Origin of the sequence: Flavobacterium quisquiliarum (assembly GCF_019308285.1) — a bacterium.
Lineage (GTDB): Bacteria > Bacteroidota > Bacteroidia > Flavobacteriales > Flavobacteriaceae > Flavobacterium > Flavobacterium quisquiliarum.
Genome location: NZ_WWEM01000034.1, coordinates 1 through 12,411, shown reverse-complemented (window position 1 = coordinate 12,411; position 12,411 = coordinate 1). Strand labels below are relative to the sequence as shown.

At 34.7% G+C, this 12,411-nt stretch carries 10 protein-coding genes; 9 read left to right on the top strand and 1 reads right to left on the bottom strand.

The genetic code is table 11. The features are described 5' to 3' along the window. Positions 1–44: 44 nt before the first annotated feature. From GSY47_RS17165 to GSY47_RS17155, 3 genes are all read left to right on the top strand, one after another. A complete protein-coding gene (locus GSY47_RS17165) occupies positions 45–1,922 on the top strand; it encodes a M1 family metallopeptidase (protein WP_179002661.1) in 1,878 nt (625 codons plus the stop codon). Positions 1,923–1,927: 5 nt separating this feature from the next. Next, a complete protein-coding gene (locus GSY47_RS17160; protein ID WP_179002662.1) occupies positions 1,928–2,311 on the top strand; it encodes an ACT domain-containing protein in 384 nt (127 codons plus the stop codon). Positions 2,312–2,470: 159 nt separating this feature from the next. Beyond that, complete coding sequence (locus GSY47_RS17155; RefSeq protein WP_179002663.1) at positions 2,471–3,085, top strand: tetratricopeptide repeat protein; 615 nt, start codon at positions 2,471–2,473, stop codon at positions 3,083–3,085. 47 nt (positions 3,086–3,132) lie between these two features. Here the strand turns inward: GSY47_RS17155 and GSY47_RS17150 are convergent, their stop codons facing one another. Then, entirely contained in the window at positions 3,133–3,696 is a 564-nt protein-coding gene (locus tag GSY47_RS17150) for an outer membrane beta-barrel protein (RefSeq protein WP_179002664.1), read from the bottom strand. 165 nt (positions 3,697–3,861) lie between these two features. Here GSY47_RS17150 and GSY47_RS17145 point away from each other — a divergent pair, with 165 nt between their 5' ends. From GSY47_RS17145 to GSY47_RS17120, 6 genes are all read left to right on the top strand, one after another. Then, positions 3,862–4,266, top strand: a complete 405-nt coding sequence (locus tag GSY47_RS17145; protein WP_179002665.1) for a GNAT family N-acetyltransferase — start codon at positions 3,862–3,864, stop codon at positions 4,264–4,266. A gap of 155 nt (positions 4,267–4,421) precedes the next feature. Continuing rightward, positions 4,422–4,805, top strand: a complete 384-nt coding sequence (locus GSY47_RS17140; protein WP_179002666.1) for a hypothetical protein — start codon at positions 4,422–4,424, stop codon at positions 4,803–4,805. Positions 4,806–4,985: 180 nt separating this feature from the next. Continuing rightward, positions 4,986–6,068, top strand: a complete 1,083-nt coding sequence (locus tag GSY47_RS17135; protein ID WP_179002667.1) for an efflux RND transporter periplasmic adaptor subunit — start codon at positions 4,986–4,988, stop codon at positions 6,066–6,068. 93 nt (positions 6,069–6,161) lie between these two features. Continuing rightward, positions 6,162–9,329, top strand: coding sequence for an efflux RND transporter permease subunit (locus GSY47_RS17130; protein ID WP_179002668.1), 3,168 nt, complete (start codon positions 6,162–6,164; stop codon positions 9,327–9,329). After that, on the top strand, positions 9,322–10,773 hold the full coding sequence (locus tag GSY47_RS17125; protein ID WP_179002669.1) for a TolC family protein: 1,452 nt from the start codon (positions 9,322–9,324) through the stop codon (positions 10,771–10,773). The genes GSY47_RS17130 and GSY47_RS17125 overlap by 8 nt, the downstream gene beginning before the upstream one ends. A gap of 205 nt (positions 10,774–10,978) precedes the next feature. Then, entirely contained in the window at positions 10,979–12,307 is a 1,329-nt protein-coding gene (locus GSY47_RS17120; RefSeq protein ID WP_219071491.1) for a type VI secretion system Vgr family protein, read from the top strand. Positions 12,308–12,411: the final 104 nt, after the last annotated feature.

The following is a 12,411-nucleotide window of genomic DNA, read 5'->3' as shown; positions in this document are numbered from 1 at the left end:
TAATTTGTTATTGATCATTAATTTAAAAGACCTAAGAATTACTTATGGAAAAGAGAATATTGCATTTTGCAGTAATAGCATTTGTTTTTTTTACCCAAAATAACTTTGCTCAAGAGCTATACATGCCAAGAAATATAAAACAGGCTTACACAAACGAAACACGTTCTAAAGATGGAAAACCTGGAACTAACTACTGGCAGAATCACGGGAAATACAATATGGAAATTGCTGTTGATCCTGCAACGAAAATTGTAAGTGGAACAGAAACCATTATTTACGAAAATAACAGTAAAGATACTTTAAGAAGTCTGGCTATCCGATTTGTAAACAATCTTCACAAACCTTCTTCGCCTCGTGGAAGCAGTGTAAGTGACGATTTTTTAAGTGAAGGATTAACCATCTCTCTACTAAAAATAGAGAACGAAGTCTATAAAGAAAATGCGAGAAAATGGGGGACAGTTGGAGCTGTAAAATTGAAAAAGGCAATTTTACCGAATACTAAAACCATTATAAATATTCAATGGAGTTACCCATTGTCTAAAGAAAGCGGTAGGGAAGGTCAAATAGACGAAACTACTTTTTTTGTAGCCTATAGTTATCCACGAGTTTCGGTTTATGATGATTATAATGGCTGGGATATGTTACCACATACAGATCGTCAGGAGTTTTATAATGATTTTAATGATTATGTTTTCTCTGTAAAAGCACCTAAAAACTATATAGTTTATGCAACCGGAGATTTATTAAATCCTGATGAGGTTTTACAGCCAGAGTTTGCAGCTCGTTTAAAGAAATCTTACACAACAGATGAGATTTTGCATATTGCAAACGAACAGGAAATGAAAAGCGGTATTGTGACGAAACAATACGATTGGAATGTTTGGAAGTTTGAAGCTAAAAATATTACCGATGTTACTTTTGGTTTGAGTGATCATTATTTATGGGACGCGAGCAGTGTTGTAGTTGATAAAAAAAACAATCGACGTGCAAGTGTACAAGCTGCTTATGATGTTAAAGGAACTGACTTTATAAATTCGGTAAAAAATAATCAATTCGCTTTAGATTGGTTTTCTAATAATTGGCCAGGAGTTCCGTATCCGTTTTCTAAAATGACTGCTTTTCAAGGTTTTGCGGATATGGAATATCCAATGATGTGTAATGATTCGCAGATGGGAGATGCAAAATTTGCCCAATTGGTACAAGATCACGAAGTAGCGCATACTTATTTTCCTTTTTACATGGGAATTAATGAAACGCGTTATGCTTTTATGGATGAAGGCTGGGCAACTACTTTTGAGTATTTAATCGGAATTGATGAGCATGGAAAAGAAGCTGCAGATGCATTTTATAAAAATTTTAGAGTAAAAGGATATATTAACGACCGCTCTACAGAAGAAGATCAGCCGATTATTTCAATGTCTACACAGGTTTCTGGAGCGGGTTATGGAAATAATTCATACGGAAAAGCTTCTTTGTCTTATCTGGCTTTAAAAGACATGTTAGGAGATGAATTGTTTAAAAAAGCATTACACGATTATATGGATACGTGGAATGGTAAGCATCCAATTCCATGGGATTATTTTAATTCTTTTAATACCTCAACAGGAAAGAACTTAAATTGGTTTTTCAATAATTGGTTCTTTACAAATCATTATTTAGATATTGCTGTTAAAAGTGTTTCTGTTGATAATAAGGTTATTACAATAGAAAATATAGGTGGTTTTGCGATTCCTTTTGATGTTATAATAACTTATGCAGATAATTCAAAAGTGACATTACATCAGACGCCTGCTATTTGGGAAAAAAATCAAAAAACGGCAAAAATTGTTTTAAAAAATACTAAGAAAATCAAACAAGTAGAACTTGATGGTGGTATTTTTATGGACGCAACTCCTAAAAATAATATTCTAATTGTGAAATAATTAAAATGTCTGGAGAAAAAGATTTAAAACAATTGTTAAAAAGTATGAGACCTGAATTGAATACAGGAGCTTATGTTTTTTGTAAAGTAGAAAATTTAGAAAACATTGCTCTAGAGGTAGTAGAAATGTTTTTCAGAGAAAAAGAAGCAATTACTTTAATTCTAAAAAAAGAAACTGCCGATTTATTACAATTAGAGTATTCAGTTGTGATGGCTTGGATTACTCTAACAGTACATTCATCCTTAGCAGTTGGTTTAACAGCAGCATTTTCGAAAGCACTTTCAGATAATCAAATCAGTTGTAATGTTGTAGCGGCTTATTATCACGATCATATTTTTGTAAATGAAAAAGATGCAAAAAAAGCGATTGAAATCTTGAATTCGTTTTAGAATTAGTAACAGATTTCAATAAAATAAAAAGAGAATCTAATGTTTTAGGTTCTCTTTTTATTTTGATTGATTTTAAATAGTTTAAAAATCTAAAAAAAAGTAGGAAACTTTATTCAAAAAAATTAGGTTTGCAAAGCAACAAATCAATCCCCCCTAATAATGAAAAAAACATTCCCCCTAATTGTTTTTTTGATTAGCCTTAAGTTTTTTGGACAAAATGATCAAAAGACTGCATTTCAAAAAAGCAAGTATGAATTAGCTGTTTCCTATTACAAAAAAGCTGATTTTGTTAAAGCTATCGATTTATTCTCTTTAGCAGCTAAAATTAAGCCTGAAAATGAAATTGCTCAGGAAGCGATAAAAAAAGTAGATACTTTACGTGAAGTGCTGCGAAAAGAAATCTTGGATCAAGCAGTTGGTACTTGGAAAAGATCTGGAAGTCAGCCAGTTTGGGCAAGTACAGCTCTAAATGATGAAAACCAATCTGCAGTTGAAGAACTGATTGAGATTAAAGAAGATCAGATTTTATTTTATGAAGTAGATAAAAAAACGAAAGCTAAGAAACTTTTAAAAACAGAAGATTTAATTTATAATGATGCCAATAATACAGTATCATTGTTTTCAGAGATTATTCTTTCTGATGGTACTATTTGGAACTGTAGTCTTAATGAAAAAGCAGATGTGCTTCATGTAATTAATGTAGCTGTTAAAACAGAAGATGGAATCGAAAAAGTAAAAAACGATAACGAGGAGAGTTATTATACTAAGTTCTAAAAAAATGTGGGAATCTGAGGATTCCCTTTTTTTATGCTGTTGAAATTCTACAAGAATTTAAATCCGAGAGAAAAGTTTGTAACTCCAGTTTTTATCTCTCCATTAGATGAATCAATATCATTTAACCCAGCAAGATATCTGATATCAAAAGTCAATTTCCAAATATCAACACCAGCACCGCCTATTATACTGTGGTTATTTTTGTCTATTGCAATAGAATTTAAATTATTACTGGTGCTAATACTGGAATAATTTTTCCAGTTGTATCCAGCAAAAATCCTTACGTTTCCTAGTTTTCCTAGAGGTATAAGTTTATATCCAGCAATCAGCGAAGCATCAGTTCCTCCCAATTTAAATTCGGTTTCACCTACACCATTTTGATAGACGCTGAAATTCGATTTAGCATAACCAAATTCGGCTTGACCATAAAAAAGTAAAAGATTTACTCTAGCAAATGCAGCAAAACCAATTCCTGTATTCGTATGATCTGAACTAAAATTGTTTGTATTTATAGAAGTGATATTAGTAGAAATCTGAGGTCCAACTTGTATTAATTGCGCGAATCCATTTACGCAAATACATAAAAATACTGCTAAAAAGAATTTTTTCATAACGGATTTTATTTGATTTTGGCTTCATAAAAATAATCATAATTGACTTAAATTGAATGATTTGTCTGATTTATTTTTTTATAAATAAAGTAGTTTTCAAAAACAGTTGAAGTTTCTTGTTTCGTGACAAAAGTGTTATTTTTGATTGACTTGAAATAAATTAAAATGGAAATTAAAAATATTGATGCTTCTGATACATGGAAAATCAGACACGAAGTGATGTGGCCCGATCAGCCGTTTGAATTTGTACAGCTTGAGGAAGATAATTTTGGACTGCATTACGGCGTTTTTAATGACATTCAATTAGTTTCGATTGTTTCTTGTTTTATAGAAGGAGATGTGATGCAGTTTAGAAAATTAGCAACTTTAAATTCTTACCAGGGAAAAGGAATTGCATCTTTACTCTTGAAATATATTTTTAAGACCGCAAAAGAAAAAGGAATTAAGAAAATTTGGTGTAATGCAAGAAGTGAAAAAAAAGATTTTTATGAAAAATTTGGCATGTATGATACTGGAGAAGTTTTTAACAAAGCTGGACAAGAATTTATAATCATGGAAATTTTGTTTTAAGTTGTTGTAATATAGTTGTTTATGTGTTTTTTGATTCGTTAAGAGTTCTAGATTTAAATTTCTTTTAAGCTGAAAACGTTTTCGTTTGCAATTACATGTTAAGGATTTCTTATTTTATTTTTTTTATTCCAATCTTTTATTACTTTCGCACCCAAATGAGAAAGTTAATAGTCTTTTTAGTATTCATGAATATGCTTCTGTTCGGCGGAGGCCAATATCTTAATGCAAATACTTTTGGCTTACCTCATCACCATAATCTTGAAAAGAAACATCGAGTTAAATTCACTAATCAAGATCGTGGATCTTCGACTATTGAAGATGCTACTGATATTGATATCGAAGAAGATCTTCTAGGAAACGATGATGTTGATGGACTTACGAATAAATTTTTCGCAGCATCTTACAGCTTAATAGATGAATTGTATCTGACATTATCAGATCAATCTGCTGCAAATGATTCCAATCGTTTTAAATTTTCTACGCCTTCCTTTGGGCATTCAAATCCTTTATACATTACTCAACGAGTATTAAGAATTTGATTTTAAAATATACATTGGTTGCCTAAGTTGCGATCCTGCATATCTTGCTGCTGTATATTTTTTTCTTATTGCCGCTTATATGACAATTAAGGTCAGACTAAAGCTTACTGATGTTACATTCCATCTTTAAGGAATCTCTGTATTCCAAGCATTCAATCGCTTAATTTCCATTTAAACATCATGAAAAGAATCATCTTGATCACAGGCTTTATGGCCTTAGTGTGCTTAACCAGTTGTACACAAAAAAAAGAAGAAAAAGAAGAAGAGGAAAAGTTCACTGTAACTAATCCAGTAAAAATTGATACTTCGTTTACGAAGGAATACGTTTCGCAGATTAGATCTGTTCGAAACATCGAAATCCGTGCCCAGGAAAAAGGGTTTTTACAAAACATCTATGTTGATGAAGGACAGTTTGTGAAAAAAGGACAGCTGTTGTTTAGAATTATGCCAAACATGTATCAGTCTGAATTACTTAAGGCTCAGGCGGAACAAAAATCAGTAGAAATCGAACTGCAAAATTCAAAACTTTTGGCTGATAAAAATATCGTTTCTAAAAACGAATTAAGCTCAGCTCAGGCCAAATTACAGTCTGCAAAAGCTGAAGTGGCATTGGCAAAATTACATTTATCATTCACAGAAATCAGAGCGCCATTTGATGGAACAATTGACAGAATTCCATTGAAACTAGGAAGTTTAATTGACGAAGGCGAATTGCTGACAAGTCTTTCAGACAACAGTCAGATGTTTGCTTATTTCAATGTTTCTGAGCCAGAATATATTAGTTATGAAACGAATATTAAAGATCGCGCAGATAACAAAGTGAATTTAGTTTTAGCTAATGGAGATATTTTCAAAGACAAAGGAAATGTTGAAGTTATAGAAAGTGAGTTTAACAATGAAACTGGAAATATTGCTTTTAGAGCAAGATTCCCAAATTCAAGTAAATTGCTTAGAAACGGTGAAACAGGACAAGTTCAGATGAATGTTCCGTTGAAAAATGCTATTGTAATTCCACAAAAGGCTACTTATGAAATTCAGGATAAAAAATATGTTTTCATTGTAGGAAAAGATGACAAAGTAAGTTCTAGAGAAATCACAATTACTGGAGAAATCCCTGATTTATATGTGATCAAAAGCGGATTAAGCGAAAACGACAAAATCTTACTTGAAGGCGTTCAGAAAGTAAAAGAGAACGATAAAATTAAATACGAATTTGAATCTCCTAAAAAGGTAATTAATAACCTGCGCTTAAAAGCGGAGTAAAAGTGTTCAGTCGCTGTTTTAAGTATTCAGTCTTTAAAACAGCTTCTTCAACTTATTGATTTCCTTTTAGTTTAATCATTTAAAAGATATAAAATGTTTAATAAATTTATTCAAAGACCTGTATTGTCGATAGTAATATCGTTGATAATTGTCTTTTTAGGGGTTTTGTCTGTATTGAATTTACCAATTACACAATTTCCTACCATTTCACCTCCAATGGTGAATGTTACCGCAGATTACCCAGGATCTAATGGTGAATTGATGATCAAAGCGGTTGTTATTCCTTTGGAAAGAGCTTTAAATGGTGTTCCAGGAATGAAATATATGGCCTCTGACGCTGGTAATGATGGTGAAGCTACAATTAAAGTAGTTTTCAATTTAGGAACAGATCCTAACCAAGCGGCTATTAACGTTCAGAATCGTGTAGCTTCTGTGACGAATAAACTTCCTCCATTAGTAATTCGTGAAGGTATCAAAATTACGAGAGAAGTACCAAGTATGTTGATGTACGTGAATCTTTACAGTACAGACAAAAATACGGATATGAAGTTCTTGTATAACTATGCCGATATCAACGTGCTTTCTGAATTGAAAAGGGTAAATGGTATTGGTTCTGGAGATATCTTAGGAACACGTGAATATGCTATGCGTATTTGGTTGAAACCAGATCGTATGTTAGCTTATAAAATTTCTGCTGACGAAATAATGGAAGCTTTATCTAGTCAGAGTTTGGAAGCTTCTCCAGGTAAAACAGGAGAAAGTTCTGGTAAACGTTCTCAAGCATTTGAATATGTACTAAAATACTCAGGACGTTTTACAACAAAAGAACAGTATGAGAATATAGTAGTAAAAGCAAACGCAAACGGAGAGCTTTTAAGATTGAAAGATGTTGCTAAAGTTGAATTTGGAAGCTCAATGTACGATATCTATTCTAATTTGAATGGAAGACCATCTGCAGCGATTGTATTGAAACAATCTTTTGGAAGTAACGCGAATCAGGTTATTGAAGAGGTTAAGGCTAAACTGGAAAAAATCAAAACGAGATTTCCAAAAGGAATGGACTATGAAATTTCGTATGACGTTTCTAAATTCCTTGATGCTTCTATCGAAAAAGTAATCCACACTTTGGTTGAAGCTTTTATCTTGGTAGGTTTAGTGGTTTTCCTTTTCTTAGGAGACTGGCGTTCTACGGTTATTCCGGCAATTGCAGTACCAGTATCGTTGGTGGGAACTTTTGTGTTTATGACATTCTTCGATATTTCATTGAACTTAATCACATTATTCGCTTTAGTATTAGCAATTGGGGTTGTAGTCGATGATGCCATTGTGGTTATCGAGGCCGTCCATGCCAAAATGGAAGAAGAACATCTGTCGCCATTCAAAGCAACTAAGAAAGCAATGCATGAAATCGCGGGGGCAATTATTGCAATTACCTTCTTGATGGCGGCAGTATTTATTCCAGTTGCATTTATGTCTGGTCCAGTTGGAGTGTTTTACAGACAGTTTTCTGTAACAATGGCAACTGCGATTATCCTTTCTGGTATTGTGGCTTTGACATTGACACCAGCACTTTGTGCGATGATGTTAAAAAATAATCACGGTACGCCTAAAAAACCAACGCCAGCAAATAGATTTATTGATGCTTTCAACGAAAAATTCAATTTAGCGCAGGGTAAATACCAAAATCTATTAGGTAAAATTGTTGATAGAAGAGTGGTTACTATTGTAGCGCTTGTAGGTTTCTGTATTGGAACATGGGCTATAAGTAGTTCAGTTCCATCTGGATTTATTCCGAATGAGGATCAGGGAATGTTTTATGCTGTAATTCAGACACCTCCAGGTTCATCTTTAGAGAGAACAAATAATATTGCTGAGAGAGTTCAAAAAATTGCTGAAGATATTGATGGAGTAAAATCGGTTTCTTCATTGGCAGGTTATGAGATTCTTTCTGAAGGTACAGGAGCCAACTCTGGAACGTGTTTGGTGAACCTTAAAGACTGGAGCGACCGTAAAGAATCTGTTTTGGAGATTATGCATGAAATGGAGGAAAAATGTAAAGATATTACAGGAGCTAATATCGAATTTTTCCAACCGCCTGCTGTACCTGGATACGGTGCTGCCGGAGGATTTGAGCTTCGTTTATTAGATAAAACCGGTTCTGTAGATTATAAGAGAATGGAACAGGTAAACAACGACTTTGTTGCTGAATTGAATAAACAGCCAGAATTATCAAATGTATTTAGTTTCTATAGTTCTAGTTTCCCTCAATACATGATGAAGGTCGATAATGACTTAGCACAGCAAAAAGGTGTTTCTATCGAGAATGCGATGAATACTTTGTCAACGCTTGTAGGAAGTAACTACGAGATCAGTTTCATTAAGTTTGGTATCAATTATAAAGTAATTGTTCAGGCTTCGCCAGAATATCGTGCACAGCCTGACGATATCTTAAAACTATATGTAAAAAATGATCGAGATGAAATGGTTCCTTATTCTGCTTTCATGAAATTAGAAAAAGTATACGGACTTTCTGAGATTACTCGTCATAATATGTATACCTCAACACAGATTAGTGGTTCTCCAGCTGCAGGTTATAGTTCTGGTACTGCAATTAAAGTAATTCAGGAAGTTGCGGCTAAAAAATTACCAAGAGGATATGACATTGACTGGGCAGGTATTTCTGCCGATGAGGTGGCGCAGGGTAATCAGGCAATCTGGGTATTCTTGATTTGTTTAGGATTCGTTTACTTGGTATTAGCGGCGCAGTATGAAAGTTTTATTCTGCCATTATCAGTTATTCTTTCTTTGCCAGCAGGTATTTTTGGAGCTTTCCTTTTATTAAAATTAACAGGATTAGAAAACAACATTTATGCTCAGGTGGCAATGGTAATGCTTATCGGTCTATTAGGTAAAAATGCCGTTTTGATTGTAGAGTTTGCTATTCAAAGACATGCTGCAGGATTATCGGTATTACAAGCTGCAATGGAAGGAGCAAAAGCAAGGTTCCGTCCAATTTTGATGACTTCATTTGCATTTATTGCTGGTCTATTACCACTTGCTTTTGCAACAGGCCCAGGTAAAATTGGAAACAGAACTATTGGTACTGCTGCGGCCGGAGGTATGCTTATCGGAACTATTTGCGGAGTCTTTGTGATTCCAGGATTGTATTTCATATTCGCTAAGGTTGCCGAGAAATATAAACTGGTAAAACATGAAGAGGAGAATCCATTAACAGAAGAAATTGATAACAATCATGTATAAAGTTAAATCATATCAATATAGTATTGCATTAGCTGTATGTCTAGCAGTTGCAGGGTGTAAAACCCCTGCATCTGAGGCAGCAGTAACAACAAGTGCTCCAGTTCCTGATTCGTTTGGCAAAACAGTCCAAACGCAGGATGCAAATAACAATACAGCTGCTTCAGCTTGGAAAGATTATTTTAAAGATCAAAATCTAGTAGATTTAATTGATATTGCGCTTAAAAACAATCAGGAATTAAATATCACTTTGCAGGAAATCGAAATCGCAAAGAATGATATTCGTGTTAAAAAAGGACTTTTATTGCCAACTGCAGGATTACGTGCAGGAGCTGGAGTAGAAAAAGTAGGTAGATATACCAGCCAAGGTGCGGGTGATGCTTCTACAGAAATCAAACCAGGCAAAGAAATGCCTGATCCTCTGGGAGATTTTACTATTTCTGCCTATGCAAACTGGGAAGTAGATATCTGGAAAAAACTGCGTAATTCTAAAAAAGCAGCTTTAAATAGATATTTGGCTACAGTTGAAGGTAAAAACTTTGTAATTACCAACCTCATCGCTGAAGTGGCTGATTCTTATTATGAATTAATTGCCTTAGACAATCAGTTGGAGATTGTAAAACAAACGATCAAATTGCAGACTAATGCTTTGGAAATTGTAAAAGTTCAAAAACAGGCAGCAAGAGCAACTGAATTGGGCGTTAAGAAATTTGAAGCTGAGGTTTTGACTTCGCAAAGTATGGAGTTTGATATTTTGCAGCAGATCAAAGAAACCGAGAATAAAATCAACTTTTTGTTAGGTAGATATCCACAGGAAATTAAAAGAACAAGCGACAACAATTTCTTAAGTTTATTACCAGCTGTTGTTACTTCTGGAATTCCGTCTCAATTGTTACAGAATCGTCCAGATGTAAAACAGGCAGAATTAGAATTGGTAGCTTCAAAATTAGATGTAAAAGTAGCTCGTGCTGAGTTTTATCCATCTTTGGATATTACAGCGGCGATTGGAGTAAATGCATTTAAACCTTCTTATTTGTTTACAATGCCAGAATCATTACTGTATTCATTGGCAGGAGACCTTGTGGCGCCTTTGATTAATAGAAATGCAATCAAAGCAGAATTTGCTAGTGCAAACGCAAGACAGCTTCAAGCCTTGTACAATTATGATCGTACCGTTTTAAATGCCTATTTAGAAGTGTCTAATCAATTGTCTAAGATTGAAAATCTTCAAAAAGGTTACGATTTGAAATCAAAACAAGTAGACGCTTTAAATACTTCTATTGATGTTTCAAACGATTTGTTTAAATCGGCTAGAGTCGATTATTTTGAGGTTTTAATGACCCAGAGAGATGCTTTGGAAGCAAAACTGGAATTAATCGATACTAAAAAAGAACAACTTAATGCTGCTGTCCATGTTTATAGAGATCTAGGCGGTGGATGGAAATAATTTTGCCAATTAATTTGTAGAAAGAAAGCCTTTCAGGAGTAAAATTCTGAAAGGCTTTTTTGTGTTTTGAATTATTCTAATAGATTGAAATCCTTAACTTTTAAAATAAAACATATTCTGTCATAATTATAGCTTTTAGAGGCTTTGTGATTGTTTTACTAAATATAAGTTTAAAACAATTGTAATTAACTAAAAACTGTAAGCTATGAGTAAATTTTCAGAACAAGTCCATATTTCGATTAATACCTTCGACAAAAATGTTATTTATTACAATTTACAGCTGGAGCAGAAAATGGCCGACCACCATTATTTTTCTTTTGACTGGCAGTATACCGGTAAAACCATAATTGAACCCGAAGACCAGGCAAAAGCGATAAGCAGGTATGTGGGAAGTGAAGTGATTTTTACCTTCAAAGTCAACGGAATGAAAGTCATGTCCAAAGGAATCATTACAAAACTTGTTTCTGTAGATCTCCACGGAAGCCCCGCAGGACTTCGTGTTTTGGGAATAAGCCATACAGTGGTGCTCGACGATATGAAAAAATCAAGAATTTTTCTTGACAAAAGCCTGAAAGATATTGCCCTTGAGATTTTTGCCGAGGAAGGTTCCGGAGAATTCTACCAGCGTGAAGCCGTTGCTCCCACTTACACCAAAGCTTTTTCGTTTAAACCACAGTACAACGAAAGCAGTTTTGATTTTATGAAACGGCTTTCTGCCCGTTACGGCCAGTGGTTTTATTTTGATGGAATGCGCATGCAGTTCGGCCAGACCAAAGCCAGCAAAGTAGTGCTTATTAACGGTTCATCCCTTCATAATTATACCATTGAAGCCAGTCTGTTTTCGCATAAAACTTCGTTTGGAGGTTATGATTATAAAAACGCAGGCATCATAAGAAACTCGGCAGCAAAAGCGCAAGGAGAAAGCGGTGACCGTTTTGCTGTTTCAATGGGATGGAATCAGGGATCTATTGCAGCGCAGGATTTAAGCGTTGGAGCCTATACCAATAATGCGCAGAATAAGGAAGAAATAGACGAAATGGTCAGACTGCAGACAGCAGGAAGGGATGCCAACAGTGTTTTCTACAGCGGAACCTCTTATTTTCCTATTGGTGTAGGAGAAGTTTTTACGATTCAGAACAAAACAGTGGAGCACAGATTAGTTGCTGTAGAAGTTACACATCTCTCCAATACCAACGGCAATTACAGCTGCAGGTTTAAAGCCATTCCATCTGATGTTGCGGCACCGCATTACACCAATGTCGAAGCCTTTGCGCTGGCAGACAGCCAGCCGGCAAAAGTTATCGACAACAATGATCCGGAAGGACTCGGCAGAGTAAAAGTAGCCTACTACTGGAACGGCTGGGGAAATGAAAGCGACTGGATGCGAATGATACAGCCCCATTCTGGAAACGGAAAAGGTTTCTATTTTATTCCTGAAATTGGAGAGGAAGTTGTGGTGGGCTTTGAAGGAGGGAATGTTGAACGCCCTTTTGTGATGGGAACACAATACAATGGGCAGGCATCATCTGGTTAGAACACACCTCAAAATGATTTTAAAGTTTTACAGACCAGAAGCGGCAACAGAATAATTTCTGATGACGCTACAGGCGACATTACAATTGAAAGCCAGAAAGGCCA

What these genes read in the sequence shown, in the direction of transcription:
- GSY47_RS17165 (WP_179002661.1), top strand. Translation starts at nt 45, where the DNA reads ATGGAAAAGAGAATATTGCATTTTGCAGTAATAGCATTTGTTTTTTTT.
- GSY47_RS17130 (WP_179002668.1), top strand. Translation starts at nt 6,162, where the DNA reads ATGTTTAATAAATTTATTCAAAGACCTGTATTGTCGATAGTAATATCG.
- GSY47_RS17145 (WP_179002665.1), top strand. Translation starts at nt 3,862, where the DNA reads ATGGAAATTAAAAATATTGATGCTTCTGATACATGGAAAATCAGACAC.
- GSY47_RS17155 (WP_179002663.1), top strand. Translation starts at nt 2,471, where the DNA reads ATGAAAAAAACATTCCCCCTAATTGTTTTTTTGATTAGCCTTAAGTTT.
- GSY47_RS17125 (WP_179002669.1), top strand. Translation starts at nt 9,322, where the DNA reads ATGTATAAAGTTAAATCATATCAATATAGTATTGCATTAGCTGTATGT.
- GSY47_RS17140 (WP_179002666.1), top strand. Translation starts at nt 4,422, where the DNA reads ATGAGAAAGTTAATAGTCTTTTTAGTATTCATGAATATGCTTCTGTTC.
- GSY47_RS17120 (WP_219071491.1), top strand. Translation starts at nt 10,979, where the DNA reads ATGAGTAAATTTTCAGAACAAGTCCATATTTCGATTAATACCTTCGAC.
- GSY47_RS17160 (WP_179002662.1), top strand. Translation starts at nt 1,928, where the DNA reads ATGTCTGGAGAAAAAGATTTAAAACAATTGTTAAAAAGTATGAGACCT.
- GSY47_RS17150 (WP_179002664.1), bottom strand. Translation starts at nt 3,696, where the DNA reads ATGAAAAAATTCTTTTTAGCAGTATTTTTATGTATTTGCGTAAATGGA.
- GSY47_RS17135 (WP_179002667.1), top strand. Translation starts at nt 4,986, where the DNA reads ATGAAAAGAATCATCTTGATCACAGGCTTTATGGCCTTAGTGTGCTTA.